This is a genomic window from Rhizobium leguminosarum bv. trifolii WSM2297 (assembly GCF_000271845.1).
In genome coordinates, this window is sequence record NZ_JH719395.1 from 544,835 (window position 1) to 570,811 (window position 25,977).

Genomic DNA, 25,977 nt, shown 5'->3' on the forward strand with positions numbered 1-25,977 from the left:
TCCTACAATCACCGCGGCGTTTTATAATCATTCTTAATTGGAACATGCTTCACTCGTCCCAAGGCCGAGGGATAGCATTGATGTCGACAATATTTCGAATTCTGACCGCAGCACTGATCTGGCTGTCGGTCGCCGCCTTTGCAGCTGCCGACGACTGGCAGGTCGTCAAGGCGACGGATCAGGTGAAGTATACCGTCGACAGGACGAATTGGCTGGACCTGCGCGCCGGCGAGGTGGTCCCCAACCGGGCATGGGTCTCGACTGGTCCGCGGGGGCGAGTTCAGCTTTCCAGAGGGGTGGAGAGCGTCACCTTCCAGCCAAACACGCTTGCCGCCATCAGCACCAACGAATCCGCTGCCATGAAAACGCAGATCTACCAGCAGGTCGGTGCGCTGGACCTTGAAATCGAGAAGCGAAGCCAGCCGCATACAACAGTACAGACGCCCTATCTCGCGGCGGTCGTTAAAGGAACGATCTTTCACGTGACCGTCGGTAAGGCGAAAGCCTCCGTCTCGGTGGATCGCGGCCTGGTCCAGGTCACCTCCTTTGCCAGCGGCCAGCGGTCGAATGTGGCGCCGGGTCAGAGCGCGACCGTCGACAAGCAGGCCGGCATGACGGTGGCGGGCCGGTTATCAAAGCCCGAAATCACCTCGGTCGCACCGTCGCTCGCCCAGATTCCGGCCGTCGGCACCACGAAACTCGCCGGCGCTACCTCCGAGGCCAAGAGCAGCTCTTCGGCAACGAGCAAGAACAGCAGTTCCAGCGCCAGCGACGCCGACGACAGCGGCAATGGCAAGAGCAACGGCAAATCCAGCAGCAGCAACAGCAATTCCAATGACAGCGGTAACAATGGGAATGGCAACGGCCACTCCGGTGGCAACGGAAACGGCAACAGCGGCGGCAATGGGAATTCCGGAGGAAACGGCAGCAGCGGCAATTCCGGTGACAGCGGTAACAATGGGAATGGCAACGGCAATTCCGGCGGCAATGGCAATGGGAACAGCGGCAAGGGCGACAACAACAGCGGCGGCAATGGTAACGGCAATTCCGGCGGAAACGGTAAAGGCAAGGACAAGTGAGAGATAGCAAGGCGGCTGGGGACTATCTCTCCAACGGCATCGGCACGATCACGGTTCGTCTTCTGCTGATCGCCGTGATGCTGGCGCTGCCGGCGGCGGGATCCAGCGTCGGCATCATCCGGGGAATCAACAACAGCCTTTTTGCCAAGCGCTTCCAATGGGCGCCTCGCGCCGCCACCGGCAACGTCGTCTTCGTTGCGATCGACAAGCACTCTCTCGACGCCGTTGGGACATGGCCCTGGCCGCGGCGCATCTACGCGACACTGCTCGACAAGCTGGTCGCCTCAGGCGTCAAGGACGTCTTCCTCGACGTCGACTTCAGCGCATTCTCCAGCACTGAGGAGGACGAGCTTCTTGCAGCGGCGCTGGCGAGATCCGGAGGAGGGGTTCTTTTGCCGGTGTTCCGGCAGCGGGAGATGGCGTCATCGTCTGAGACCGCCGTGACGAGACCAATCCCGCAGCTCCTTCAGAATGCCTGGCCTGCATTCGCCAATGTCGCGATGGATGCAGACGGGATCGTCCGCCGTTTCGATCTGGGAAGCCAGCTCGATGGCAACCCCACCCAATCCGCCGCAGCAGCCCTTGGCAGGATCGACGGCAGTTCCGGCTCTCTGCTGATCGACTATTCGATAAGACCCGACACCGTTCCGACATTCTCCTTGTCGGACGTGCTGAACGGGACCGTGCCGGCCGAAGCAATCAGAGACCGCTCGGTCGTGGTGGGAGCATCGGCAGCCGAGCTGAAAGACATTTTCGCCGTTCCCGTCTACGGCGCAATCGCCGGCCCGCTCATTCACGTGCTGGCGTCGGAGACGTTGCTCCAGAACCGTTTCCTCAGAATGGTCGATGAGATTCCGTTGGAACTCTTGTTTGCGGCCTTGCTGATCGTCGGCGTCGTCTGCAGCCGTTCAACCCGCCTGGTCACGATGATGGCGGTCGCACTGACCATCGTTGCCGTCGGCGAGATCGGCGCATTCCTGCTGCAGTGGCGGTACGCGATCCTTGTCGGAACGGCGGTGCCGTGGTTGACGCTGCTGCTTGCGTGGATGCTCGCTCTGAACGAACGAGTCGATCTCGGGCGTATGCTGGTCGCCATCGCCAATACCGAGGCTCGAAACACCCGACGGCTGATGAGAAGGATCATCGCCGACAGTTCGGACGGTGTCGTTGCATTCGACAGCAATCTGAAGATCGTCGAGGCGAGCGAATCCGCAAAGGCGGTGCTGCGAGCCGAGATCGGCGCTTCGCTTCTCGGCAGCACGGACGCCGCGGTTATCGACATCGTGCGCAGGCTGGTCTCGGAGCACGAGGCCGAACCGGGCAAGGTGCACACGGCCCTTGTCGATTTCGCCGCGCAGGCTGGATATTACGAGGCCTCCGTCACGATTTCGCCAATTGAACAGCCGGATGCGCATCTAGCCACGGCGCGGTCACGATTTGCCGGTTGCCTCATCATACGGGACATCACCGCGCGATATGATTATGAAGAGCGGTTGAAGACGCTGTCCGAGCTGGACGAACTGACCGGACTACTCAATCGTCGGGAGTTCGCGTATCGGCTGGCAACCTTCCAGGGTGAAGCTCTCGTCTCTGTGCTGGATATCGAACGTTTCTCCTCGCTTTGCGCCACGCTTGGGCGCGACGTCGGTGACGAACTCCTGAAAGCCGTGGCGGCAAGGCTCGGCAATGCATTCGCCGGTGATTTGCTGGCAAGACTGGATCGCGACCATTTCGGCATCGCCACCTCGGCGACGCATGCAGGTACGATTGACAGTTTTGCAGACGGACTCTTGGCGCTGTTCGGGGAACCCCTGCACCTCAGCGGCTCGGCTGTTCCGATCTCGGTCCACGTCGGGCTAGCCAGCTCGAATGATGCCGCCCCAGGCGCTCTCCTGAACGCCGCCGAGTCCGCGCTTGATGCGGCGAAGGCTCTGGCGGGCCGGCGATGGTCCTCTTTCGATCCTTCCACCGCGGTTCGCCAAGCCCGGTCACGCCGGCTGGAGCGGGACATGCGCGATGCTCTCCGGAACCGGCAGTTCTTCCTGCTGTTCCAGCCGCAGATCGAATTTGCGAGCGGACGCCTTTTAGGTGCGGAAGCCTTGATCCGATGGAACCATCCCGAATTCGGCTTGATATCTCCGGCCGAGTTCATCCCGATCGCGGAATCCTCCGGCTTGATCTGCGATATCGGCCGCTGGACGCTGTTCGAGGCTTGCACCGAGGCTGCCGGCTGGCCCGGTGAATTCGGCGTTGCCGTCAACGTCTCGGCGCTTCAGTTCGAGCAGTCCGATATCGAGGCCGATGTCAGGGAGGCCCTGTCCTTCAGCGGTCTTCCTTCCGCCCGGCTGTGCCTCGAGCTGACGGAATCCGCCTTCCTCCGCCAGGGCGGCCCCGTGACCGCCAAGATGCGCGCGCTTCGCGAAACAGGGGTCGTGATCGCCCTGGACGACTTCGGCACCGGCTACTCTTCGATGAGCTACCTTGCCGATCTTCCTGTCGACAAACTCAAGATCGACCAGTCTTTTGTCCGGCGAATGAACGGAAATCCAACCGTATTGGAAATCGTCCGCGCGATCATTTCGCTGGCGCACGGCCTGAAGTTGCAGGTCGTCGCCGAGGGCGTTGAAACCGAGCTCGAGGCCGAAGTGCTGCAACGGCTCGGATGTCAGACGGGGCAGGGCTATCTCTTCGGGAGGCCGGACGAGGCTCCTCGCATGCTTTCCAAATGGAATGCTGAAAAACGTCTATCCGCCTAAATCCGATGGCTCGCCGGGTTTGCTGTGAAGAGCCGCATCTCCGACGGAAGGTTCGTGTATGGTGCGGATGACGTGTTTCTCGATCTCGAAACACGTCTCGTCATATTCTTGCAAGAGCTTCGAACTGACCCGTCGCCTTTGAACGGCGTCACGTGCTTCGACGGCCATCTGATAGGCCTCGAAAAGCTCGAGCTGCAACGGGTCGCGCGCTTGCATGATCAGCGTCCGCATCTCCGGCAGACGCATCGCCAGGCGCCTGCGTCCTGCCTCCCTGCGGTTGGATCGTGCCATCTCCTTCAGTCTCCTGCCTAAGCCCGGAACGACAAGGCCCTTCAATCTGAACGTAGCGCCGGCAACGAACATTGACATGGATTTAAGACCAAAGGCCGGGATCCATCGGACTGAGGTCTGGTGCGTGGAACGACCGCGCCTCCAACTAGTTGGTTTGGCAGCGGTCGCCAAGGCCGCCTCAAACAGAAGGAGGAAAACATGCTCTCCAAGCTTATTGTAAGCGCAGCAGCCGTGACCATGATGTCGGGCGTCGCATTCGCCCAGTCATCGACCGTCAATGGTGCGGCCGGTGGTGCGGTCACCGGAGCGATCGTCGGTGGTCCCGTGGGTGCTGCCGTTGGCGGTGTTGCCGGCGCAATCGTCGGCACGGCAATCGATCCGCCGCCGCAAAAGGTGGTCACCTATGTTCGCGAGGCTCCGGCCCCGTCGGCGCGCGTGGTCGTGAAGGAAAAGATTGTCGTCGGCCAGCCGCTGCCCGAGACGGTCGTCGTCACGCCTATTCCCGATGACCCGACCTATGCTTATGCGGTGGTCAATGACCAACGTGTCATCGTCGAACCCTCGTCACGCAAGGTGATCCAGGTCATCAAGTGACCTGATCCTCTACGCGGCGCCCTGCCGCGTCTCCCTTCCTAAGATTAGAGCTTGAGAACCGCCGCACGACGGACGGCAATGTCGTCGTGCGGCCAAAGCAGAGAGATCGTTATCAGGCGGCGTCACGCCGAGCACGAGGAGAGAAACATGACCTATTCAGAAGAGAAATCCGCTGGCCTGGCCGTGCCTCTGATCGCCATCCTTCTGGCCATCGCCACCATTCTCGCCACGCTCGTCGCGACCGGCGGCAGAGAAAGCAGCGCTGCCGGACGCGTCTGGGTTCCGCTGGCTCAAGAGCAGGGGGCGGGAAAATGAACGCCGTCGCATCCGTCGCCTTCGGCATCGTCAGTTCCGTCGGGGCCTGCATCGCCGCCGCATCCGTTGCCTCCCATGTCGTGGCGGATTCCGAACCTCATGCCTTCCAGGGCCTTGCCGAGCCCGACCTCTGGACGACGCAACCCGTGAAAGTCGACCCTCAGCGGCAAGGTTACGAACGGATTGCGCCTCTCTATTCCAGTTACGTCACCGAGGCGCCGGCCATGATGGCGGCAAGGGCGAAGCCGGAGCCCGCGGGCCCTTCAGCGGCACCTCAGGCGCCGCAGCCGAAATTGTCGGCCGAGCATCTTGCCTGGTGCGCGCAACATTATCGTTCCTTCGATCCGGCGGCAAACAGCTATCGATCCTATAGTGGCGAGATCCGCGCCTGCTCTTCGCCGTACCAGCAAAATGTCGCCGAGGCAGGTGAAGGCGCCGGCACGAAGGTGAGTACACAGTCGGCTACCTGGTGCGCTGCTCGTTACAGGTCGTATCGACCGGAAGACAACAGTTATCAACCATGGGACGGGCCGCGGCGCAGCTGCGACGCACCGGTTATCCTTGCTGGGAATAATTGATTGGAGCCGGTGCTGCTACTGCGCTGAGTTGCAGTCAGACCAAAGTCCGTATTACAAACGCTGCGGTTGTGATACCCGGTAGTATTGGGTCGGAGATCAGGGGATGGCGACGACACTGGTGACGGAAATTCAACGGGCGCAGACGAGGCTGCGGTTCTTGAGCAGGGCCGAGCGGGGAGCGCTGATCATTCGCATCCTGCACGAGCTGAAGACGCATCGGCAGGAGGTTCTCGGCAATGTGCCGGCAGAGCGTTGCATGTGGATCGACAGGCTCATCGCATCCGTTTCCTCGACGATATCGGAAATTGCCAACATGCAGGATGTCGAGTTCAATCGTGTCCTGACCGAATTCGAAAAGCTTATGGCGACGCTCCAGGCCATCTCGCATCCGGAGAAGTCGCCAAACACTATTCACTGAGCAGAGATCGCCTGCGCTCTTATCGGGGCTGCGACCCCGGCGTCATCAGGTCAATAAGCCGACTGCCTCAGCGGAAACCGTCACCCCGCGAGAGCGTTCTCCTTCCATGACCGAAGCGAAATCCCGCGCTGATCAAGATGAGGCGCCGTCCGGCGATGACGACGCCAAGCCCGGCGCCGATATTGCCTTCCCTTACGACAGGATGACCGTCGAGCAGTTCCGAAGGCGTTTCCCGCGGGCCCGTTGGAGCGACGCCCGCAAAGCCTGGTTCGTTCCCGGCCGGACGGCCTCCCGCCGCATCGGGCGATGGCTTGCCGAGCTGGACGCGGAAGCCGACGTCCATGCGGATGCGAAGGGGCGCGACGCCTTCGCCTTCGATCCGATCGACAGCCCATATCTTGAACTCGGCAAGGCCGGCTTTCGCATCCGCACGCCCTATTCGAACACTGTCGTTGACGAACTGCGCGAGGTGCCGTTCTCACGATGGGACGGCGATCTGAGGATATGGCACGTTCCCTTTCGATCCTATGAGGACCTCAGACGGAGATGGTCGGATATCGAAGCGGCGGCTCGCAGGAACGAGCCGGAAGAGAGACGGCGCCGGGCCGAGGAGCGGAAGGGGACCGAACAGGACATCCGCAGCAAGCGCCGCTCCGCCGAACGAAAGCGTCACCGTTACCCGCTTCCAAGCCACGACCTGCCGCCGATCGGGCGGCCGGTGGTCATCGCCTATGGCATCGTCGTCTTTACCGAGATCACCGGCGAACTGATCGATCCGGACGTCGTTACCGACTTTTATCCGGGCGCGACCGAAGATCACGTCTGGGGATATTGGCGGGTGCCGACGCTGGAAGAACTCGTCCGCACCTGGCCTGCGAAGATGCCTCCCGCTCAGGAGACCGAATGGTGGCTGCCGACGATCGAGGAACTGAGACCCGCCCGCCGCACGGCAAGATCGCGCGAAGTCAGGAGGAGCGCAAAGGCGCCGTGATATCGAGCGGCACATGAGCGACTAAGCCCGAAAGCCCAAGTCCTCTTACCCGATGGAACAAGTTTCGGCGCCGGCCATTTGTTGTCCATGAAAACACCGCTGTCGATGTCGCTGCTCGCCCTGGCCATCTCCGTTGGCGGCGCCGCCGCGCGGGAACTTCGACCGGAAGAGATCAATAATGCTTCGATTGCCTCTCTTGGGGCGGAGAAGCGGTCACCTACAGATCCAGACCCGGCGATCGTCCGCCTCCAGGTCCTGCTCGACCGGGCTGGCGCGTCTCCCGGCGTGATCGATGGCCTCTCCGGCGAGAACGTCAACAAGGCCGTGGCCGGCTTCGAGGCCATGAACAAGCTTCCTGTCGATGGGCGGCCGGATCCGGAGGTCGTCTCCCGCCTGGAAGGCGGTACGCCGATCGTCGAGAGCTACGTGATCTCGGCAGAGGACGCCAAGGGTCTCGTTGACAAGATCCCAGAAGATTATGGCGAGAAGGCAAAGATGCAGAGCCTCGGATATACCAGCGTTGCGGAAAAGCTATCGGAGCGGTTCCACATGGGTATCGATCTTGTCGGGGCGCTCAACCCGGCTTCGCAATTTGCTCCTGGCGATACGGTCTGGGTGGTGAACCCCGGTCCTCCAAGGCAAGGAAAGGTCAAGAGCATCGAGGCTGACAGGAAGGCGGGGCAGGTGCTGGCCTATGCCGGGGACGGAACTCTGCTAGCCGTCTACCCCGCAACCATCGGCAGCGAAGACAATCCGGCGCCGTCGGGCAAGCACAAGGTCAAGGGCGTCGCGAGAATGCCGGTCTACCGCTATGACCCGAAGCTGAACTTCAAGCAGGGAAAGAACGACAAGGTCCTGACCATTCCGAAGGGACCGAACGGCCCGGTCGGCACAGTGTGGATCGACCTGACCGAGCCGACCTATGGAATACACGGCACACCTGAGCCGAAGCTCATCGACAAGGTCGGCTCGCATGGTTGCGTGCGGCTGACGAACTGGGACGCCGAAGAACTGGCCGGCATGGTCAAACCAGGGGTCCTGGTGGATTTCGTCAGCCGAAGTTCAGCCACACCGAAGTGAGTGGGACTGCGACAGCAATCCCGCTCTCTTCGCCTCGTCAAAGATTTACGAAGCCTTGGCTTCGAAGGCGGGGGCGAAATCACCGAGCGATTTCGCCTTGAGGATCATGCCCTCGATATCCTGGTTCACGATCGCTTCCAGATCGGCGAAGTCGTCAATGACATAGTAGATCGGCTGGAGGATGTCGATGCGGTAGGGGGTTCTGAGCACGCTCAGCAAATCGAACGGCCGAAACTCGCATGCCTTACCTTCCATCGCCGCCTTCGCTTCGCTTGGCGAAGATACGATACCGGCGCCGAAACAGCGCCGGCCCTCAGGCGTGTTGATTAGCCCGAATTCGACGGTAAACCAGAAGACCCGGAACAGATGCCAGGAATAGCCCTTGCCGAGGCGAACGGCCGTCTCGCCGAAATGCCTGACAAAATTGGCGTAGCTCTGGTTGGTCAGCAGCGGGCAATGGCCGAAAACCTCGTGGAACAGGTCCGGCTCCTCGATATAGTCGATATGCTCGCGACGGCGCAGGAAAGTTGCGAGGGGGAATTTGCCTTGCGAAAGAAGCTCGTAAAAGCGCGATGGCGGAATGAGCGCCGGCACGCCTTCGACGCCGAAGCCGGTGGTCTCGTTGAGCCGCCTGTTGACGTCGAGAAGCTGCGGCACCTTCTCGGGCTTGAGCCCGAGCATTTTGACGCCGTCCAGATATTCGCGACAGGCCGTATCGGCCAGGATCTTCATCTGACGCCGGTAGAGTTCGCCCCAGATCGCATCTTCATCTGCGCTGTAGTCATAGAGGCCGTCCGGGCCGGGTAGTTTGGCGGTGTAGCTGCTTTCCTTGGTCATAGGCTGATCCTCCCAGGCGCATGACGATATTCCTGCCATTATCCTCCAGCTTTGGAGGATTTTCTTTTCATTCATCCTGGCTATGGCCATAATGGTGGCAAGTATTCCCGAATATGGTGCCGAAAATGAAAGAACCTGGGAATTTCCGTCGCACCCTTCTGAAGCTCGTTCAGGCCGACGGCAGTCTGTCGCTGGCAGACCTGTCCGAGAAGGCCGGCATGTCGCAGAGCTCCGCCTGGCGGAAGATCCAGGAGTTGGAAGCCGACGGTGTCATCCGCAAGCGGGTGACCTTGCTCGATCCCGGCAAACTCGATCTCAAGCTCTGCGTAATCGCGCATGTCACGCTGGAGGACCACCACGAAGAGGCGGTCGCATCTTTCGCGTCGGTGGTGCTGGAGCGGCCGGAGATTATGGAGTGCTACGCCCTGTCAGGCGCCTTTGATTACATGCTGAAGATCCGGGCGAGAGACGTCGAAAGCTACGAGGTCTTCATGACCCGCTACCTGCTGCGCAATCCGCATGTGCGCACTGTGGTCTCGAGTTTCGTGCTGCGCGAGCTGAAATTCTCGACCGAACTGCCGCTCTGACACGGTTTGGTCACCGATTGGTGATGGCGAGACGGCAAGGGGTGTCGTCAAGATCACCGGGTGCTGTCGCCATGCCGGCTGCCTGGGATGTGCACCGGAAAGCCTTCGAAAGTCTTCAACGTATCGAGCACGATCGACGTCTTCACATGCTGCACCGACTCGTGCGGCAGCAGCACGTCGTTGACGAATTTCGAGAGGTCGGCGAGCCCGCGGGTCGCCACCGTCAAATGATAGTCCATTTCACCGGTGAGAGCATAGGCTTCCAGAACTTCCGGCAGGCCGTTGATCAGCTGGGAAAATCTGCGGGCATTGTCCCTGTTGTGGGTGGCGAGCGTCACGGAAATGACCACAAGCATATCAAGCCCGAGTTTTTCCCGATCGAGGTGGGCCCGGTAGCTGCGAATATATCCCTCGGCCTCCAGCCGTGTGCGCCGGCGTGAGCATTGCGACGGTGAAAGTGCTATCCGCTCCCCCAGATCGTTGTTCGTCAACCGGCCGTCTTTTTGCAGTTCCTGCAGCAGGCGCAGATCCAATTTGTCGAGCGGTTCATCCATTGCGTAAAACTCCAAAAATGCTCACAGATCGTGCATAATATCTTCCTGAGGCATAGAGAATGCAAGGATTTTGCGCGCGTTTTGGACCACACTTTGCACAGTCAAAGTCCGATCTTCTCAGGAGGAGAAAATGGGTCCTTTCCCGCATGATGCACCGCCGTCGGAAATTACCGCCGACAATCCGGCCGGCACCGATGGCTTCGAATTCGTCGAGTTCGCTCATCCCGAGCCCGAGAAGCTCAGCGAGCTTTTCACGCGCATGGGCTATGTCACTGTCGCCAGGCACAAGACCAAAAACATCACCGTCTGGCGCCAGGGCGATATCAACTATGTCGTGAATGCCGAACCCGGCAGTCACGCAGCCCGCTTCGTCGAGCAACATGGTCCCTGCGCCGCATCGATGGCCTGGCGTGTCGTCGACGCCAAACACGCTTTCGACCATGCGGTGGCGAAAGGTGCTGTTCCCTATGAAGGCGACGACAAGATGCTCGACGTCCCGGCCATTACAGGCATCGGCGGTTCGCTGCTCTATTTCGTCGAGACCTATGGCGCAAAGGGTTCGGCCTACGATGCCGAGTTCGATTGGCTGGGCGAGGGCAACCCGCATCCCGAGGGTATCGGCTTCTATTATCTCGACCATCTGACGCACAATGTCTTCCGCGGCAACATGGACAAGTGGTGGGATTTTTACCGAAACCTGTTCAATTTCAAGCAGATCCACTTCTTCGATATTGATGGGCGCATCACCGGTCTGGTCAGCCGCGCCATCACTTCACCCTGCGGCAAGATCCGCATTCCGCTGAATGAATCGAAGGACGACACCAGCCAGATCGAGGAATATCTGAAGAAATACCGGGGCGAGGGCATCCAGCACATCGCCGTTGGCACCGAGGATATTTACGGCGCGACCGACAAGCTTGCCGATAACGGACTGCGCTTCATGCCGGGTCCTCCGGAGACTTATTACGACATGTCCTATGAACGCGTGAACGGCCATAGCGAGCCGCTCGAGCGCATGAAGAAACACGGCATCCTCATCGACGGCGAAGGGGTGGTGAATGGCGGCATGACGAAAATCCTGCTGCAGGTCTTCTCCAAAACCGTCATCGGCCCGATCTTCTTCGAATTCATCCAGCGCAAGGGCGACGAAGGTTTCGGCGAAGGCAATTTCCGGGCGCTTTTCGAGTCGATCGAGGCCGATCAGATCAAGCGTGGTGTCATCGGGACCGCAGCGGAGTAAACTCCGGGCGTGGCGCTTGTAAGCTTTGGGAGGAGTTGAGCATGGACCAGACATCGATCCAGGCTGCCGACGCGGAAGCCGCGGCGGCAAACACGTTGAAATACATGCCGGGCTTCGGCAATGATTTCGAAACAGAGTCGCTGCCCGGCGCGCTGCCGCAGGGCCAGAACAGCCCGCAGAAATGCAACTACGGTCTTTATGCCGAGCAGCTTTCCGGTTCGCCGTTCACGGCGCCGCGCGGGACCAACGAAAGGTCCTGGCTTTATCGCATTCGCCCGAGCGTGCGCCACACACGCCGCTTCTCCAACGCTTCCTATCCGCTCTGGAAAACCGCGCCCTGCCTGGACGAGCATTCGCTGCCTCTCGGCCAGCTTCGCTGGGATCCGATCCCCGCGCCTGAGGAGAAGCTGACCTTTCTGCAAGGGGTGCGGACCATCACCACGGCAGGCGATGCCCCAACCCAGGTCGGCATGTCGGCCCATGCCTATGTCTTCAATGAGGACATGGTCGACGACTACTTTTTCAACGCCGACGGCGAATTGCTGATCGTGCCGCAACTCGGCGCCATCCGAGTGTTCACCGAAATGGGCATCATGGATGTCGAGCCGCTGGAAATCTGCCTCATCCCCCGCGGCATGATGTTCAAGATTCTGAAGAGCGGCGAGCAGACGGTCTGGCGCGGTTATATCTGCGAGAACTACGGCGCCAAATTCACGCTGCCGGACCGCGGGCCGATCGGCGCCAACTGCCTGGCAAACCCGCGCGACTTCAAGACGCCCGTCGCCTCTTTCGAGGACAAGGAAACGCCCTGCCGCGTCCATGTGAAATGGTGCGGCAAATTCTATGTCACCGAAATCGGCCACTCTCCGCTCGATGTGGTGGCATGGCACGGCAACTACGCGCCTTACAAATACGACTTGCGGACGTTTTCGCCTGTTGGCGCAATCCGCTTCGATCATCCCGATCCGTCGATCTTCTCGGTACTTACCGCGCCGACCGAAGACGCGGGCACGGCGAATGTCGATTTCGTGATCTTTCCGCCACGCTGGCTGGTCGCCGAGCACACCTTCCGTCCGCCCTGGTACCACCGCAACATCATGAGCGAGTTCATGGGCCTGATCCATGGCCAGTATGACGCCAAGGAGGAGGGCTTCGTGCCGGGTGGTATGAGCCTGCACAATATGATGCTTCCCCACGGGCCGGATGCGCTGGCCTTCGAAAAGGCCGCCAATACCGAGCTGAAACCCGTAAAGCTCGATCACACCATGGCCTTCATGTTCGAGACCCGATATCCGCAGCAGCTGACGAAATACGCCGCCGAGCTTGAGACGCTGCAGGACAATTACCTCGAATGCTGGGACGGGCTGGAACGCAAGTTCGACGGAACCCCCGGGATCAAGTGATAACATCGGAATTGGAACATGAAACTTGCGACGTTAAAGGATTCCACCAGGGACGGCCGCCTCGTCGTCGTTTCCCGCGACCTGACCCGCTGCTCGGAAGTCGGCCATATCGCCCGAACATTGCAGGCGGCGCTCGATGACTGGGAGCACGTGGCGCCGAGGCTGGCGCTGATTGCCGAGGGTATCGAGACCGGCGCTCAGCCGACGATCCGGTTTCACGAGCATGACGCAACGTCACCTCTACCGCGGGCCTACCAATGGGCCGACGGTTCCGCTTACGTCAACCATGTCGAACTGGTGCGCAAGGCGCGCGGGGCCGAGATGCCAGCAAGCTTCTGGACCGATCCGCTGATGTATCAGGGCGGTTCGGATAGTTTCCTCGCACCGCGCGATCCGATCGTCGCGGCTGACGAAGCCTATGGGATCGACATGGAGGGCGAGGTCGCCGTCATCACCGGCGACGTTGCCATGGGTTCGAGCCCGGAAGCGGCGCGGGGCGCCATCCGCCTGGTGATGCTCGTCAACGACGTATCGCTGCGCGGCCTGATCCCCGACGAACTGGCGAAAGGGTTCGGTTTCTTCCAGTCCAAGCCGGCCTCGGCATTTTCGCCTGTGGCGGTGACGCCGGACGAGCTGGGGGAGGCGTGGGGTGGCGGCAGGCTGCATCTGCCACTGCTCGTCAGCCTGAACGGAAGGCCGTTCGGCAAGGCCAATGCCGGCATTGATATGACCTTCGATTTCGGCCAGTTGATCGCCCATGCCGCCAAAACCCGCAGCCTGACGGCCGGAACGATCATCGGCTCCGGCACGGTTTCCAACAAGCTCGACGGCGGAGCGGGCAGGCCGGTCGAAGAGGGAGGCGACGGTTATTCCTGCATCGCCGAGATGCGAATGATCGAGACGATCGAAACAGGAGCGCCGAAGACGCCCTTCATGCGGTTTGGCGACCAGGTCCGCATCGAGATGAAGGACCGTGCCGGCCATTCGATTTTCGGAGCGATCGAGCAGACCGTCGAGCGATATGGGGGAGCGGGGCCGCAATGAGCGAGGTCGTTCTTTACGACTATTGGCGGTCGTCGGCGAGCTATCGCGTCCGTATCGCGCTCAATCTCCTGGCTGTCGACTACCAGACAGTGCCGATCAACCTGCTGGAGGGAGCGCACCGGGAGCCGGATTATCTCACGCTCAATCCGCAAGGCCTGGTGCCGACCCTGGTGATCGGAGGGAGAACGCTGACCCAGTCGCTCGCCATCATCGAATATTTGGCCGAGTTGCGGCCGGAATGCGGATTGCTGCCATCGGATAGTGCCGACCGCCAGCACGTGCGGGCGCTGGCCTATGCGGTCGCCATGGACATCCATCCGATCTGCAACCTGCATGTCGTGGCCCATCTGATGTCCGTGACCGACAAGGCCGACGCCCGCGAGGAATGGATGAAGCACTTCATTGCCGACGGGCTTCGCAAACTGGAGACGATGATAGGCGGACGCGACGGAGCCTTCAGCTTTGGCGACGCGCCGACGATGGCAGACCTTTGCCTTATCCCGCAAATCTACAACGCCCGCCGCTGGGGCGTCGATCTGAGCGATTTAAAGCGCATCGCCGATATCGATGCCCGGTGCGCAGAACTGCCGGCCTTTCAGGCGGCGCATCCCGACCGCGTGAAGCCGTGACTTAACCGCCGGCGAGGCAGGTCAGGCGGGAGCCTTCTAGGCGTCCCGCCACGAAGGAAATGTCGCAGCCTGGCCCAAACGCTTGCCCGTTTCATCGATCAGCTGCCAGACGGTCACTTTCTCGATCCAGAAACGGCGCCCTGATTTCGCGATTCTGAGGCCGCGGCCATTGTCGACGAAGCCGTCGCGCGTAACGCTATCCAGCAGCCGCTGACGCTCGGCGCGATCGGGCTGCTCGGCTGAAAGCCGCGATGGCAGCGTGATGAATTCCTCCCAGCTATATTCGAAGCAGTTCTGCGCGGTGCGGTTGGCGTAGATGAAGCGCGGATCGGGATCGGTATTGTGCGCAAGGACCACGAAAGGCGCGTGGTTGTAAAGCCAGTCCGGTCCCTGTCCGTCCTGAACAAGGTGACGGCCGACGATCCGCATGTAGCTTCCGGTGAGGAGGGCGAAGAAATCCGGGTCGCTCTTCAGATCGAGAGCGTAATTGTCGTAGGTAGAAGTCACGGAGTGCCTCACTGGTCAGATGCCTCGGTGCAGCGACATAGCCGATATTCATCGCATAGGTCTACGATGCCATCTGAACCGCAATCCTTCCCGGCGCGCATCGCCGTTTTACCGTGTCTCAATGCTTCTGATTGTGCCGCTTGCCAGAAGATCGCCCCTTGTGCATTGATCGGATTTTGCTGGGGTAGGGTGAAATGTTCTCTTCGAAGCTATTGATCTTCGGACTCGTCGTTTGCGCATGGTTGGGCGCCGATGAGGCCGAGGCGCGTCTCGGCTACACCCTGCAAAAAACCGACACCGGTTCGGCCTTTGTCATAGTCGCAGGCACCTTCGAATACAGCGACGATCTCGCGGGTTTTCGTGAAGTCGTCGCACGGGATCGTCCAGTTGTCGTCAGCTTCGACAGTCCAGGTGGCAACGTCACCAAGGCGATGGAGCTCGGCCGGCTAGTTCGTTCGTTGGGGCTTTCGACCTTGCAGGTCCGGGCCGCCGAATGCGCCTCCGCCTGTTCGCTGGCGTTTCTTGGTGGGGTCCATCGGTTCGCGCAGCCGGGCTCGATCGGCGTGCATAAGTCATCATTCAGTGACACCGAGGGTATGCCTGTCAATGACGCCGTCTCGGCGGTCCAGCAGATCACGGCGGAAGTGATCGGCTACATGTCCGAGATGGGCGTCGATCCCGGATTGTTGCAACTTTCCTTGAGCTATGACAGTGACGATATTCGTTATCTCTCGGGCAGCGAGATGACGAAGTACAAGGTCACGACCCCGACCTTGCCGCCGCTTCTTTCGACGGAAGTCGAACCGGAGCCTTCCCGTGATATCAAGACGCCGGACGGCGTTCAGGCGAAGGCGGAAAAGTCGCTGCAGGTGCCGCTTGCGCGAAGCGGCTCGGTACGACATCCAAAGGGCAGGGCGCCAATAAAGGCTTCGGAAAACCCGGACTCGAAAACCATCGGCGAGGCGCAGAACGGAAGCAGCGTTCAGATACTCGATATCGATGGAGATTGGTACCGGGTCACCGTCTCCGGAAATACCGGATATATGCACTACTCCTGGGTTCACGTGGCGGAGTTCGAGGAAGATGCCGGCGATCGACGCTATGTGCAGGTGAAAAGCTTCAGCTCCCTATCTGAGGCGGAGGCCTTCGTCAAACAATCACCCGTTCCTCTCGCCGCTCATCTGGCCGCCAACGGATGGTTCGCCGTGACCTTGCGCGACGTCTACGCCGAGCAGGAAGCCAAAGACGTTTCGAATGCATTGAAGGCTCACGGGCTCATTGCGAAGGACGCGATGATCACCCTCGGAAATACATATGTTCGCCAGCTATGCTGCAAATGACGATCAAAGAAATACACGTGCTCAAGGGCTGGAGAAGAATGCTGAAATCCGTCTCGTTGATATCGATGCTGCTGGCGTTCGTCGCCATGGCCGGAGAGGGGCATGCAGCAATTTCCTACCAACGTCTGGACGGCGCCCCGGGAGAGCGTGGCCTGGTGATAAGGGGCGTGTTTGAATTCTCCGACGATCCGACGCAGCTTGTCGACGAATACAGGCAGTCCCAAGCGGACTACATCAGCTTTGACTCGCCCGGCGGAAACGTAGTCACCGCGATCAGCTTCGGCCGCGCCATCCGCGCACTCAATGCAAAAACGCTCCAGATCAGAGCCATGGAATGTGCATCGGCTTGCGCCTTCGCTTCGTCGGTGGCGTCGAAAGGTTCGCCGAGCCGGGCTCCATCGGCGTGCATCGGGTTTCCCTCGATTTCCCCATGGACAACAAATTGGCAGTCTCGACCGTTCAATTGCTGACCGGCGAAATCATCGGCTATCTCACCGATATGGGGGTAAGCCCCAATCTGCTGCAGCTCAGCCTGTCGATCGACAGCACCGATATACGGTATCTCACCGCTGCGGAAATGCGGGACTGGAACATCAACACGCCCGAGGACATGCCCTCGGCACAGGAAAGCGCGCCGCCCCCGCCAGGCGCCGCGCCGCCGGAGAACGCAACACCCGCCGACATGCCGTCAGACCCGAGCGATTCCGAGGAGGAGGTTGCCCCCGAACCCGGCGACCTGACCACGGAGGCGGTTGATTTCGTCAACCGATACAATGACGAATGGTCGAAAGACAGTGCCTCGGCATTGGCCTTCATGAAGGGCGTCTATGCCGACGAGGTCTCCTTCTTCGGAAATTCGGTCGACAAAGACGCTGTCCTGAAGGAACAGGCAGCCTTCGCGGAACGTTGGCCGGAGCGCATCTACAGCGTCAAACCCTGCGAGCTGTGCCGGGAAATGCAAAATGTCGGGAATTGTCGAGTGGTTTGCCCGAAACAAGGACACGGGTAAGACGTCCGCCGGGATGGCGGAATTCTCTTACGTCTGGAACACGGCCTCTCTGCAGATCGAGTCCGAGACCGGAAAGGTGCTCGCCACGGACAAGGAAGCCAAGGCGCCGGATCGGTTGATCCATCAGTGGACAGGACTGGACGACACCTGCCGCACGAGTGTCGATCCCGCGGGGGCCGATATGCTACGGGCATGCAAACGGCGCGACGAACTCGGTCCGCTGCTCAATCGCGCCGATTGGTGCTATGGCGATAGGGACAAAGCCGAAATAAACTGGGAGTGGCACAAATGCGATGCCAACTCCCGCCGGTATACGAGTAAGTAGCGCGCAGGGCCCAAGACGAGCGACCGTTGGTTTGCCCGGGGGAAGAAATGTTGGGAAACTCAGATTCCTGAGTGAGGCCGAGCATGTCGGAAAACGAACATTCCCGATCGAACACCGTCCTGCCGGGTTCTGACGAATCCGACAAGCCGGCCGAGCGCTACCAACTCGGGCTTTGCCTTTCGGGTGGCGGCTATCGGGCCATGCTTTTCCATGCGGGGTCGCTTACAAGGCTGAACGAGGCCGGCCTTCTGGCGAAGCTCGATATGATCTCTTCGGTATCGGGCGGATCGATTGCCTCCGGCCTTCTGGCCTATGCGTGGCCGCGGCTTGTCTTTCAGAACGGGGTCGCCGTCAATTTCAAAGCCGAGTACCTGGATCGCATCCTGGCCTTCAGCCAGGTGTTTGCGGATGGGCCGAGCTTCCTGAAAGGCGTGTTCAATCCCTTTTCGAGCGCGGCGGCGGAGGCCGCGAAACTCTATGAGCGGCATCTGTTCGACGGAAAATCGCCAAGCCTCAGAGATCTTCCGAACGCGCCCTGGTTCGTTTTCTGCGCCAGCAATCTCAGCACCGGTTCACTCTTCCGGATGTCGAACCGCTATATCGCCGACTACCGGATCGGCCTGTCGTTCCACCCGACGCTTTCGCTCGCGACCGCGGTCGCCGCTTCGGCGGCATTCCCGCCCGTGCTGTCACCGTTGCGATTGGATCTGTCGCAGTTTTCCTGGAAAAGGGAGAAACTCGACGACACCGTTGGTGACCCCGTTGCTCCGGGCAGGGCAATATTGAGCGACGGCGGCGTCTATGACAATCACGGCATCGAGCCGGCGCTGAAACGCTGCGACTGCCTGCTTGTCAGCGATGCCGGCGCGCCCTGGCGCTCCTCGACCCGCGGATATTGGAACTATCTCTCCCAGCTCAAGCGCGTTCTCGATACCACCGACAATCAGGTGCGGTCGTTGCGGCGCCGAGACCTGATCTCCGGCTTCAAGGCTGCAGAACGGGCCGATATGCTTGGCCTCGACGATCTCGCGAAATCGGTGCTGCGTGCACGAACGCGTGGCGTCTACTGGTCGATCGACAGCAAGGACATGGAACTCAAGCCCTATGCGTCTTACACGCTGCCGCCGTCATCGGTCGTTCGCGCGGAGGTCGGCACCTACCTTCATTTCCTCGGCGCTGAGGAAACCGAGCATCTGACGAATTGGGGGCACTACGTCTGCGACGCAATGCTCAACCGGTTTTATCAATCGCCGTTGGCGCCATCGCTGGGCCCGCCGTTGGCGGCCGGGACGGTGCAACCGTCTTTGGCGGCGAGGCTGAGCAAGCGCGTGTCAGACTTTCTGCCGTTTTGACGAAAGCAAGGAGGTTCCGGTGGCAAAAGCGAAACCTTTTCCTCAGGAAATGCAACGTGCTGGAGCGGTCAGAGCACTCATCCAGTTCTAGGTCAAATGTTGACCAAGGTAGCTATATTGCCTCGGTATAGCAACAACAGTTACGGACCTTATCGAATGTTGCGCACCAGCATATCAGTCTTCTCGATGCTCGCACTATCCATTCTTGTCATTCCCACCGAACTCGCTCTGGCCACCGACAATCCAAACGTTCAAATGATCGCGCCCGGCGATCCGGCCATGGCCAAAGCCCATGAGAAGTCTAAAAGCGAGTTGGACGGGTTCCTCGAGAAGCTGCGCAATCCACCGGCGGGAACCGAAAATTACAGCATCAAACTGGGCTTCACCGACAAGGCCAAGGGCGTGGCACTGACCACCGATCAGATGGCGCCGAATGTGGAATTCATGTGGGTCTATCAGATCAAGACATCAGGCGACCATTTCACCGCTCTGCTTGGCGATACGCCGGAATACATCCACAACATCAAGCCCGATGATCGCGTCGAGTTCGAACGGTCGGATATTTTCGACTGGATGTATATCGAGAATGGGAAAGTGAAGGGAAACTATACCGCTTGCCCGCTGCTCTTGGCCGCTCCGAAAGAGCAGTTGGACCAATATCGCGAAATCTACGGCATTGTCTGCGACTGATCGCAAGGTAACTCGTACGCGCGCCATCGACATGATCTCGATGATGTTGACGGGTCTCAACGATAGATAGTTTAGTTAGGCTTTTCGCTTGAGGATCTGAGCGTGAGGATGTCCACAGTCATGTCTTTGCGGGGCAGCCGAGGCCTTCGGGGAGGCAGGGGGCTACGTGGCGATAGCGGTCTCGGTTAACTCAGCGATAAGTATACCGAAGAACCAGCCGAAACTCGCATTCAGCTCGCTATCTTCGGAAAATCTCGGACGTGCACCCTGTCTTTTGCGGCCATTTCCAATGCCGAATGATAGGCGTTTTTTTGCTTCTCTTCGAATACCTGCTCGCCTAACGTTCGAGTAACTTCCTGAAGAACATCAACAAGTTCAATAAAGTCGGGGCAGTTTGATCCGAAACGATTTTTTAGATTTCTTATGTAGAAATTTTTAAAGCCTTTTAGCTTAAATCCCACCAGGGAACGATCTTCCATTGAAAGTATCAGTGTCAATATAGTATCAATTCTCCTATAAATTGCCGGAGAAGAGACGCGCAAATATTCTAGGCTATCCGAATCCTCGTAATAGATAGCTGTAGGCTGATAATCCTTAGAAGCTACCAAGTCTAGTTTCATTGTATTCTCGTTTCTCTACCACATTTGGCGGCGATAACGGTGTTGATGATCGACTGGTAGCAGGCCACTTTCATCGGCTTCAACAAGTTCCCAGTGTGTAACCACGCCACGGCTAATGGGTGCGCCTTTGTTTCGCGGCGTGTGGCGTCCATACGGATAATCCATCCTTACATATATAACGCAGACCAGGTCTGGCGGTATTTTAGCAAGTTCAATCACACATCCCATTGACGGTGCGTATTTAAATAGCACGCTAGGTTTTGTGACGTAGGCGTAGACGTCATATCCCTGATCATCGTCACCGACAGGTCTCTTGATACCACGAAAGCATGCATGAGCGCTACTCATAGACCGGAGAGCGTTTCTTACCTCTCCAGATCCCCATTTGATCAACGCATTATAAACAGGTGGTATTTGCCCAATAACAAGACTCCAAAGGTCTAAGAGTGGTTGCCTATGACCAAGTTCGAGCGCCTTTCGGGCGCTCGAACTTGCAATTCGAAAAGTTGTTGCATCCGAACGGTTTGCTGGCGATGGGCAGATAACTGTCTGAGGAACTTCGATCCATGCGGAGGGCTTGTGCCCTCCACCGTCGATCACAAAAAAGTTATGGTTTTCCACAGACCGGCGCATTCGGTGCTCCTACTTATGAGCACCCGCTCGTCGCGCCACAAGTGTCGCACTTCTCGCAGGTGCCATTGCGCACCATCGTGAAGTTCTGGCACTCCGAGCACATGTTGCCGGTATAGCCCTGCATGATCGAGCGCTGGCGGCGTTCGGCTTCGAGTTTCTTCGCTTCGGATTTCGCCGTTGCCGCGTCCGCTGCCGCCTTGTCGGAGAAGAGGGCGGTGGCGTCGCTGGTGATTTCCTCGGTCACCTCTTCGGCGATCTCTTCGGCCAGTTCCTTGGCGCGCTCCTCGTAATCGCGCTTGAAGGCGACGATTTCCGAGGTGGCGATGGCAACCGTCGGCTCCAGCTTGCGGGCAGCGGCGCCTGCAAAGGCGGTTACGGTGCCGGTGGAAGCGGCGCGGGCAGGCGCAGCGGTTGCCGCACCCTTTGGCTCGCCTGCCTGGCGTTCGCCGCCGGTGCCTGAAACCAGCGTCGGCTTGTAGCCGCGGGTCCAACCGGTGGAGAGCAGGTTGGTCTTGCCTTCCTGGATGCCCTTGCCGAGCGCGGTGTTCGAGAAATCGGACGTGTCGACATGCGCGAGGTCGTGGCGGCCGAGATAGGAGACGGCCAGCTCGCGGAAGACATAGTCGAGGATCGAGGTGGCGTTCTTGATCGCATCATTGCCGATGACCATGCCGGCCGGCTCGAACTTGGTGAAGGTGAAGGCCTCGACATATTCCTCGAGCGGCACGCCATATTGCAGGCCGAGCGAGATGGCGATGGCGAAATTGTTCATCATCGCGCGGAAGGCAGCACCCTCCTTGTGCATGTCGATGAAGATCTCGCCGAGGCGGCCGTCGCCGAATTCGCCGGTGCGCAGATACACCTTGTGTCCGCCGACGGCGGCCTTCTGGGTATAGCCCTGGCGGCGGTTCGGCAGCTTCTCGCGTTCGCGCGAAACACGTTCGATCACCCGCTCGATGATCTTCTCGGTGATGGTGACGGCCTGGGCGGCGACCGGCGCCTGCAGCAGTTCTTCCAGCGCCTCCTCGTCGTCCTCATCTTCGATCAGCGAGGAATTGAGCGGCTGAGACAGCTTCGAGCCGTCGCGGTAAAGCGCGTTGGCCTTGAGGCCGAGCTTCCAGGAGAGCAGGTAGGCGTTCTTGCAATCCTCGACGGTCGCGTCATTCGGCATGTTGATCGTCTTGGAAATCGCACCCGAGATGAAGGGCTGGGCGGCCGCCATCATGCGGATGTGGCTTTCCACCGAGAGGTAGCGCTTGCCGATCTTGCCGCAGGGATTGGCGCAATCGAAGACCGGCAAATGCTCGGTCTTGAGGAAGGGCGCGCCTTCCAGCGTCATTGCACCGCAGACATGGATGTTGGCAGCTTCGATATCCTTCTTGGAGAAGCCGATATGGTCAAGCAGGCTGAAGCTCATGTCGGCGAGCTGTTCGTCGGAAACCTTCAGCGTCTCCTTCAGGAAGTCGGCGCCGAGCGTCCACTGGTTGAAGACGAACTTGATGTCGAAGGCGCTCTTCAGCGCGGCGTTGACGGCTCCCACCTTCTCGTCGGTGAAGCCCTTGGTCTTCAGCGTCGAAGGGTTGATCGCCGGCGCCTGGTTCAGGTTGCCGTGGCCGACGGCATAGGCCTCGATCTCGGCGATCTGGCTTTCCGAATAGCCGAGCGTGCGCAACGCGTCGGGTACGGCGCGGTTGATAATCTTGAAGTAGCCGCCACCGGCGAGCTTCTTGAACTTGACGAGGGCAAAGTCGGGCTCGATGCCGGTGGTGTCGCAATCCATGACGAGGCCGATCGTGCCGGTCGGGGCAATGACCGAGACCTGCGCATTGCGGTAGCCATGCTGTTCGCCAAGTTCGAGCGCCTTGTCCCAGGCCGATTTGGCATGGGCGACGAGATCCTGGTCCGGGTTTTCCGAATGGATCAGCGCGACCGGGTTGATCGACAGCGCTTCATAGCCGGAGCTCTCGCCATGCGCCGCACGGCGATGGTTGCGAATGACCTTGAGCATGCTCTCGCGGTTCGGCGCGAAATTCGGGAAAGGCCCAAGTTCGGCAGCCATTTCAGCCGAGGTCGCATAGCAGATGCCGGTCATGATCGCGGTCAGCGACCCAGCAATGGCCCGGGCCTCAGTCGAGTCATAGGGAATGCCCGAAGACATCAGCAGGCCGCCGATATTGGCGTAGCCGAGGCCGAGCGTACGGTATTCGTAGGAGAGTTCGGCAATGCGCTTCGACGGGAACTGCGCCATCATGACCGAGACTTCGAGCACGACGGTCCACAGGCGGACTGCGTGTTCATAGTCGCCGATATTGATGCGCTTGGTGGCCTTGTCCTTGAACTGCAGCAGGTTCAGCGATGCAAGGTTGCAGGCGGTGTCGTCGAGGAACATATATTCCGAGCACGGGTTCGAGCCGCGGATCGGGCCGCCGGCCGGCGAGGTGTGCCAGTCGTTCATCGTCGTGTTGAAGTGGATGCCCGGATCGGCAGAGGCCCAGGCGGCGTAGGAAATCGTTTCCCAGAGATCGCGCGCCTTCAGCGTCTTCATCACTCTGCCGTCCTTGCGGGCGGTCAGGTTCCATTCGCCGTCATTTTCGACGGCGCGCAGGAAGTCGTCCTTGATCGAGACGGAGTTGTTGGAGTTCTGGCCTGAAACCGTGAGGTAGGCCTCCGAATCCCAATCCGTGTCGTAGGTCTTGAATTCGAGATCCTTGTAGCCCTGGCGGGCGAACTGGATGACGCGCTGGACGTAGTTCTCCGGAACCTGATCCTTCTTGGCGGCGCGGATTTCGCGCTTGAGGGCAGGGTTCTTGGTCGGGTCGAAGCAATCGCCATTGTCGCCGCCTTCGCAATTGAAGCAGGCCTTCATGATCGCCTTCAGGTGCCGGGCGACGATCTTCGAGCCGGTGACGAGGGCTGCGACCTTCTGCTCTTCCTTGACCTTCCAGTTGATGTATTCCTCGATATCGGGATGGTCGATATCGACGACCACCATCTTGGCGGCGCGGCGCGTCGTGCCGCCCGATTTGATGGCGCCGGCGGCGCGGTCGCCGATCTTCAGGAAGCTCATCAGGCCGGAGGAGCGGCCGCCGCCGGAGAGCTTTTCGCCTTCGCCGCGCAGCATCGAGAAGTTGGAACCGGTGCCGGAGCCGTATTTGAACAGGCGCGCCTCGCGCACCCAGAGATCCATGATGCCGCCTTCGTTGACGAGATCGTCCTCGACCGACTGGATGAAGCAGGCATGCGGCTGCGGGTGTTCGTAGGCCGACTTGGACTTGGTCAGCTTGCCGGTGAAGGGGTCGACATAGAAGTGCCCCTGGCCGGGGCCGTCGATGCCATAGGCCCAGTGCAGGCCGGTGTTGAACCACTGCGGCGAGTTCGGCGCGACGCGCTGGGTAGCGAGCATATAGGCAAGCTCGTCCTTGAAGGCGGCCGCATCTTCCTCGGAGGAGAAATAGCCGCCCTTCCAGCCCCAATAGGTCCAGGTGCCGGCAAGACGATCGAAGACCTGGCGCGCATCGATTTCGGAGCCGGTCTGCTCATCCTTCGGCAGGCTCTTCAGCGCGGCATCGTCGGGAACGGAGCGCCACAGGAAGGAAGGAACGTCGTTTTCCTCGACCTTCTTCAGCCGGGTGGGGACGCCGGCCTTGCGGAAATACTTCTGCGCCAGAACGTCGGTCGCGACCTGGGAGAATTGGGCGGGAACATCGATATTCTCGAGGCGGAAGACGATCGAACCGTCGGGGTTCTTGATCTCGCTCGTCGCCTTGCGGAATTCGATATCCGCATAGGCGCCTTGGCCGGCCTTCGTGAAACGACGTTCGATGCGCATGGTCTTGACCTCGTGTTGGCACCGGGTCCCCACGACCTCGGCGCAAAATTCCTATCCGGCGGCACTTTGTCGTCGTGCAGCCAGTCTCGTTTCCGTATTGTCACAGGGGTGTCATCCGGAGATGTCCTTCCTGTATCTTGTGGTGATGGTGGCTGCAAACACTAAATATAGTATTAACAGCTTATTATCGCCAGTCCCGATGCCACTTTTTTTGGAGGCTGAAAATCGCGCAGAAATCCCCTCAGGCCTGATGCCGTTCCGGCATATCACCCTGATTCCGCGTCCAATTTTTCAAAAGGAAACCGGGCTCGTTACCTCCGGTCCTGTCGCCGCCGCAACATCAGGGACAGTAAGTTTGAATCGGGTGATTCCGTCAAGGGCTGGATCTTAATTGATTGCTAACCACAACATCTTGTGGATGCGCCTGTGAAGATTGGGGAAAGCCGGGGAGCCCTGAAATTACAATGGCTTGCGGGCGCTTCCGGCTAAGGAAAATGCTGGAATTGCAAAAAAGCGTCCTGCGGCAAATCTTGTGATGGCATTTCCGCCGCAAATGCGCATGCCGATTCGCTGCCACAACTGGCGCTATTTAGAGCGCATCGATGGCGATGGTAACGGTGGCGACGCCGATCGGTCTGTCCTCTTCGTCCATGACGACGAAGCTCGCCTGTGTCTCCAGCGTCTGGGTGGATTCGTTGCGTTCCGCCCGGTCGATGAAGATGTCTGCCGAGCCGCTGGCGAAGGTCCTGAGATATTTTTCCTCGTCGCCCTGCCAATAATCGGCGGTGATGGTGCTTTGCCCGACATTCAGCCCATGACTGTCGGTCACGAAAAATTCGACGATCGCGCCCTGTGAGGCGTCCTGTCTGGTTTTCAGATAATGCGACACGGATTTGTCGAGCAGCAGCGTGACCATATGCAGGTGGTGCTGATCGACTTCTGAGCGGTATGTGTCATCGAGCACCCGCATATCCATCTCGCTGACATTGCCGAATTCGATATTCTGTTCGGCGATGGCTTTTAGCACCAGCGGCGTTTCCACCATTGGCCGGATCCGCGTCTCGACATAGTCGCGCACCAGGGGAATATAGGCAGGCTCGGCGCGGGCAGGGATCAGCGGAAGCACACATGCCGCCAGCCCGACGGTCACAACCTCAATATGCCCCCACCGCCCCATCTTGCTTCCTTGCACTGCATCGTTCGTTGCACGTTCTAGGCGCAACCTGACACGATTCTCATGCTGCCGGGTCCATGGCGCTAAAAGATCCCCAAACCC

General features: G+C 59.6%; 23 protein-coding genes and 1 pseudogene. 17 read left to right on the plus strand and 7 right to left on the minus strand.

Annotated elements, in window-relative coordinates:
* The first annotated feature begins 80 nt into the window (after nucleotides 1-80).
* Both RLEG4DRAFT_RS17910 and RLEG4DRAFT_RS17915 read left to right on the plus strand, forming a co-directional pair.
* Nucleotides 81-1,079 carry a FecR domain-containing protein gene (locus RLEG4DRAFT_RS17910; RefSeq protein ID WP_003578729.1) on the plus strand — a complete coding sequence of 333 codons (999 nt, stop codon included), beginning with the start codon at nucleotides 81-83 and terminating at the stop codon, nucleotides 1,077-1,079.
* Nucleotides 1,076-3,835 carry an EAL domain-containing protein gene (locus RLEG4DRAFT_RS17915; RefSeq protein WP_003578731.1) on the plus strand — a complete coding sequence of 920 codons (2,760 nt, stop codon included), beginning with the start codon at nucleotides 1,076-1,078 and terminating at the stop codon, nucleotides 3,833-3,835. The genes RLEG4DRAFT_RS17910 and RLEG4DRAFT_RS17915 overlap by 4 nt, the downstream gene beginning before the upstream one ends.
* Here RLEG4DRAFT_RS17915 and RLEG4DRAFT_RS17920 read toward each other — a convergent pair.
* Entirely contained in the window at nucleotides 3,824-4,126 is a 303-nt protein-coding gene (locus RLEG4DRAFT_RS17920; protein ID WP_003578733.1) for a hypothetical protein, read from the minus strand. The two genes, RLEG4DRAFT_RS17915 and RLEG4DRAFT_RS17920, sit on opposite strands and share 12 nt — an antisense overlap.
* A 198-nt stretch (nucleotides 4,127-4,324) precedes the next feature.
* Between RLEG4DRAFT_RS17920 and RLEG4DRAFT_RS17925 the strand changes: the two genes are divergently transcribed.
* The 6 genes from RLEG4DRAFT_RS17925 to RLEG4DRAFT_RS17945 all read left to right on the plus strand — a co-directional run bounded on the left by RLEG4DRAFT_RS17925 (nucleotide 4,325) and on the right by RLEG4DRAFT_RS17945 (nucleotide 8,102).
* Nucleotides 4,325-4,720: a DUF1236 domain-containing protein gene (locus tag RLEG4DRAFT_RS17925; protein WP_003578736.1), complete on the plus strand. Its 396-nt coding sequence runs from the start codon at nucleotides 4,325-4,327 to the stop codon at nucleotides 4,718-4,720.
* 147 nt (nucleotides 4,721-4,867) lie between these two features.
* Nucleotides 4,868-5,035: a hypothetical protein gene (locus tag RLEG4DRAFT_RS40905; RefSeq protein WP_003578738.1), complete on the plus strand. Its 168-nt coding sequence runs from the start codon at nucleotides 4,868-4,870 to the stop codon at nucleotides 5,033-5,035.
* Entirely contained in the window at nucleotides 5,032-5,613 is a 582-nt protein-coding gene (locus tag RLEG4DRAFT_RS17930) for a BA14K family protein (protein WP_003578740.1), read from the plus strand. The genes RLEG4DRAFT_RS40905 and RLEG4DRAFT_RS17930 overlap by 4 nt, the downstream gene beginning before the upstream one ends.
* Before the next feature lie 103 nt (nucleotides 5,614-5,716).
* Nucleotides 5,717-6,031, plus strand: a complete 315-nt coding sequence (locus tag RLEG4DRAFT_RS17935; protein ID WP_003578742.1) for a hypothetical protein — start codon at nucleotides 5,717-5,719, stop codon at nucleotides 6,029-6,031.
* Between the two features lie 106 nt (nucleotides 6,032-6,137).
* Complete coding sequence (locus RLEG4DRAFT_RS17940) at nucleotides 6,138-7,022, plus strand: hypothetical protein (RefSeq protein WP_003578744.1); 885 nt, start codon at nucleotides 6,138-6,140, stop codon at nucleotides 7,020-7,022.
* A 78-nt stretch (nucleotides 7,023-7,100) separates the two neighbouring features.
* On the plus strand, nucleotides 7,101-8,102 hold the full coding sequence (locus RLEG4DRAFT_RS17945; RefSeq protein WP_171898219.1) for a L,D-transpeptidase family protein: 1,002 nt from the start codon (nucleotides 7,101-7,103) through the stop codon (nucleotides 8,100-8,102).
* Nucleotides 8,103-8,147: 45 nt separating this feature from the next.
* Here the strand turns inward: RLEG4DRAFT_RS17945 and RLEG4DRAFT_RS17950 are convergent, their stop codons facing one another.
* Nucleotides 8,148-8,939 (minus strand): phenylalanine 4-monooxygenase, encoded by a 792-nt coding sequence (locus RLEG4DRAFT_RS17950; protein ID WP_003578748.1) that lies wholly within the window; start codon nucleotides 8,937-8,939, stop codon nucleotides 8,148-8,150.
* A gap of 125 nt (nucleotides 8,940-9,064) precedes the next feature.
* On the opposite strand from RLEG4DRAFT_RS17950, the gene RLEG4DRAFT_RS17955 reads away from it, so the two are divergent.
* The gene (locus tag RLEG4DRAFT_RS17955) at nucleotides 9,065-9,526 is read left to right on the plus strand and encodes an Lrp/AsnC family transcriptional regulator (RefSeq protein WP_037094662.1); all 462 of its coding nucleotides are present in this window, start codon (nucleotides 9,065-9,067) and stop codon (nucleotides 9,524-9,526) included.
* Between the two features lie 53 nt (nucleotides 9,527-9,579).
* Here RLEG4DRAFT_RS17955 and RLEG4DRAFT_RS17960 read toward each other — a convergent pair whose 3' ends face one another.
* Nucleotides 9,580-10,080 carry an Lrp/AsnC family transcriptional regulator gene (locus RLEG4DRAFT_RS17960; RefSeq protein WP_003578752.1) on the minus strand — a complete coding sequence of 167 codons (501 nt, stop codon included), beginning with the start codon at nucleotides 10,078-10,080 and terminating at the stop codon, nucleotides 9,580-9,582.
* A 130-nt stretch (nucleotides 10,081-10,210) separates the two neighbouring features.
* Here RLEG4DRAFT_RS17960 and hppD point away from each other — a divergent pair, with 130 nt between their 5' ends.
* Genes hppD through maiA form a run of 4 tightly spaced genes read left to right on the plus strand, consistent with a single transcriptional unit; the run spans nucleotide 10,211 to nucleotide 14,396 of the window.
* Entirely contained in the window at nucleotides 10,211-11,320 is a 1,110-nt protein-coding gene (gene hppD, locus RLEG4DRAFT_RS17965; RefSeq protein WP_003578755.1) for a 4-hydroxyphenylpyruvate dioxygenase, read from the plus strand.
* 41 nt (nucleotides 11,321-11,361) lie between these two features.
* Entirely contained in the window at nucleotides 11,362-12,723 is a 1,362-nt protein-coding gene (hmgA, locus tag RLEG4DRAFT_RS17970; RefSeq protein WP_003578756.1) for a homogentisate 1,2-dioxygenase, read from the plus strand.
* An 18-nt stretch (nucleotides 12,724-12,741) separates the two neighbouring features.
* The gene (locus RLEG4DRAFT_RS17975; protein WP_003578759.1) at nucleotides 12,742-13,767 is read left to right on the plus strand and encodes a fumarylacetoacetate hydrolase family protein; all 1,026 of its coding nucleotides are present in this window, start codon (nucleotides 12,742-12,744) and stop codon (nucleotides 13,765-13,767) included.
* Nucleotides 13,764-14,396: a maleylacetoacetate isomerase gene (gene maiA / locus RLEG4DRAFT_RS17980; protein WP_003578761.1), complete on the plus strand. Its 633-nt coding sequence runs from the start codon at nucleotides 13,764-13,766 to the stop codon at nucleotides 14,394-14,396. The genes RLEG4DRAFT_RS17975 and maiA overlap by 4 nt, the downstream gene beginning before the upstream one ends.
* A 36-nt stretch (nucleotides 14,397-14,432) precedes the next feature.
* Here the strand turns inward: maiA and RLEG4DRAFT_RS17985 are convergent, their stop codons facing one another.
* Nucleotides 14,433-14,903, minus strand: coding sequence for an MEKHLA domain-containing protein (locus RLEG4DRAFT_RS17985; RefSeq protein WP_003578762.1), 471 nt, complete (start codon nucleotides 14,901-14,903; stop codon nucleotides 14,433-14,435).
* A gap of 194 nt (nucleotides 14,904-15,097) precedes the next feature.
* On the opposite strand from RLEG4DRAFT_RS17985, the gene RLEG4DRAFT_RS17990 reads away from it, so the two are divergent.
* The 4 genes and pseudogenes from RLEG4DRAFT_RS17990 (at nucleotide 15,098) to RLEG4DRAFT_RS18005 (ending at nucleotide 19,619) form a co-directional block, all read left to right on the plus strand.
* Nucleotides 15,098-16,243 carry an SH3 domain-containing protein gene (locus RLEG4DRAFT_RS17990; protein WP_003578764.1) on the plus strand — a complete coding sequence of 382 codons (1,146 nt, stop codon included), beginning with the start codon at nucleotides 15,098-15,100 and terminating at the stop codon, nucleotides 16,241-16,243.
* A gap of 17 nt (nucleotides 16,244-16,260) precedes the next feature.
* A pseudogene (locus RLEG4DRAFT_RS17995) lies at nucleotides 16,261-17,577 on the plus strand (hypothetical protein).
* Nucleotides 17,578-17,660: 83 nt separating this feature from the next.
* Nucleotides 17,661-18,929, plus strand: coding sequence for a patatin-like phospholipase family protein (locus tag RLEG4DRAFT_RS18000; protein WP_003578766.1), 1,269 nt, complete (start codon nucleotides 17,661-17,663; stop codon nucleotides 18,927-18,929).
* A 156-nt stretch (nucleotides 18,930-19,085) separates the two neighbouring features.
* Entirely contained in the window at nucleotides 19,086-19,619 is a 534-nt protein-coding gene (locus tag RLEG4DRAFT_RS18005) for a YegJ family protein (protein ID WP_003578767.1), read from the plus strand.
* A 230-nt stretch (nucleotides 19,620-19,849) separates the two neighbouring features.
* Here RLEG4DRAFT_RS18005 and RLEG4DRAFT_RS18010 read toward each other — a convergent pair whose 3' ends face one another.
* The 3 genes from RLEG4DRAFT_RS18010 to RLEG4DRAFT_RS18020 all read right to left on the minus strand — a co-directional run bounded on the left by RLEG4DRAFT_RS18010 (nucleotide 19,850) and on the right by RLEG4DRAFT_RS18020 (nucleotide 25,878).
* Entirely contained in the window at nucleotides 19,850-20,239 is a 390-nt protein-coding gene (locus RLEG4DRAFT_RS18010) for a hypothetical protein (RefSeq protein ID WP_003578768.1), read from the minus strand.
* 646 nt (nucleotides 20,240-20,885) lie between these two features.
* On the minus strand, nucleotides 20,886-24,701 hold the full coding sequence (locus tag RLEG4DRAFT_RS18015; protein WP_003578771.1) for a vitamin B12-dependent ribonucleotide reductase: 3,816 nt from the start codon (nucleotides 24,699-24,701) through the stop codon (nucleotides 20,886-20,888).
* Nucleotides 24,702-25,290: 589 nt separating this feature from the next.
* Nucleotides 25,291-25,878: a hypothetical protein gene (locus RLEG4DRAFT_RS18020; RefSeq protein ID WP_003578773.1), complete on the minus strand. Its 588-nt coding sequence runs from the start codon at nucleotides 25,876-25,878 to the stop codon at nucleotides 25,291-25,293.
* Nucleotides 25,879-25,977 lie beyond the last annotated feature (99 nt).

What these genes read in the sequence shown, in the direction of transcription:
- RLEG4DRAFT_RS17990 (WP_003578764.1), top strand. Translation starts at nt 15,098, where the DNA reads ATGTTCTCTTCGAAGCTATTGATCTTCGGACTCGTCGTTTGCGCATGG.
- RLEG4DRAFT_RS17910 (WP_003578729.1), top strand. Translation starts at nt 81, where the DNA reads ATGTCGACAATATTTCGAATTCTGACCGCAGCACTGATCTGGCTGTCG.
- RLEG4DRAFT_RS18000 (WP_003578766.1), top strand. Translation starts at nt 17,661, where the DNA reads ATGTCGGAAAACGAACATTCCCGATCGAACACCGTCCTGCCGGGTTCT.
- RLEG4DRAFT_RS17930 (WP_003578740.1), top strand. Translation starts at nt 5,032, where the DNA reads ATGAACGCCGTCGCATCCGTCGCCTTCGGCATCGTCAGTTCCGTCGGG.
- RLEG4DRAFT_RS17960 (WP_003578752.1), bottom strand. Translation starts at nt 10,080, where the DNA reads ATGGATGAACCGCTCGACAAATTGGATCTGCGCCTGCTGCAGGAACTG.
- RLEG4DRAFT_RS17920 (WP_003578733.1), bottom strand. Translation starts at nt 4,126, where the DNA reads ATGGCACGATCCAACCGCAGGGAGGCAGGACGCAGGCGCCTGGCGATG.
- RLEG4DRAFT_RS17925 (WP_003578736.1), top strand. Translation starts at nt 4,325, where the DNA reads ATGCTCTCCAAGCTTATTGTAAGCGCAGCAGCCGTGACCATGATGTCG.
- RLEG4DRAFT_RS18005 (WP_003578767.1), top strand. Translation starts at nt 19,086, where the DNA reads ATGTTGCGCACCAGCATATCAGTCTTCTCGATGCTCGCACTATCCATT.
- RLEG4DRAFT_RS17950 (WP_003578748.1), bottom strand. Translation starts at nt 8,939, where the DNA reads ATGACCAAGGAAAGCAGCTACACCGCCAAACTACCCGGCCCGGACGGC.
- hmgA (WP_003578756.1), top strand. Translation starts at nt 11,362, where the DNA reads ATGGACCAGACATCGATCCAGGCTGCCGACGCGGAAGCCGCGGCGGCA.
- RLEG4DRAFT_RS40905 (WP_003578738.1), top strand. Translation starts at nt 4,868, where the DNA reads ATGACCTATTCAGAAGAGAAATCCGCTGGCCTGGCCGTGCCTCTGATC.
- RLEG4DRAFT_RS17935 (WP_003578742.1), top strand. Translation starts at nt 5,717, where the DNA reads ATGGCGACGACACTGGTGACGGAAATTCAACGGGCGCAGACGAGGCTG.
- RLEG4DRAFT_RS17955 (WP_037094662.1), top strand. Translation starts at nt 9,065, where the DNA reads ATGAAAGAACCTGGGAATTTCCGTCGCACCCTTCTGAAGCTCGTTCAG.
- RLEG4DRAFT_RS17975 (WP_003578759.1), top strand. Translation starts at nt 12,742, where the DNA reads ATGAAACTTGCGACGTTAAAGGATTCCACCAGGGACGGCCGCCTCGTC.
- RLEG4DRAFT_RS18015 (WP_003578771.1), bottom strand. Translation starts at nt 24,701, where the DNA reads ATGCGCATCGAACGTCGTTTCACGAAGGCCGGCCAAGGCGCCTATGCG.
- maiA (WP_003578761.1), top strand. Translation starts at nt 13,764, where the DNA reads ATGAGCGAGGTCGTTCTTTACGACTATTGGCGGTCGTCGGCGAGCTAT.
- RLEG4DRAFT_RS18020 (WP_003578773.1), bottom strand. Translation starts at nt 25,878, where the DNA reads ATGGGGCGGTGGGGGCATATTGAGGTTGTGACCGTCGGGCTGGCGGCA.
- RLEG4DRAFT_RS18010 (WP_003578768.1), bottom strand. Translation starts at nt 20,239, where the DNA reads ATGAAACTAGACTTGGTAGCTTCTAAGGATTATCAGCCTACAGCTATC.
- RLEG4DRAFT_RS17940 (WP_003578744.1), top strand. Translation starts at nt 6,138, where the DNA reads ATGACCGAAGCGAAATCCCGCGCTGATCAAGATGAGGCGCCGTCCGGC.
- hppD (WP_003578755.1), top strand. Translation starts at nt 10,211, where the DNA reads ATGGGTCCTTTCCCGCATGATGCACCGCCGTCGGAAATTACCGCCGAC.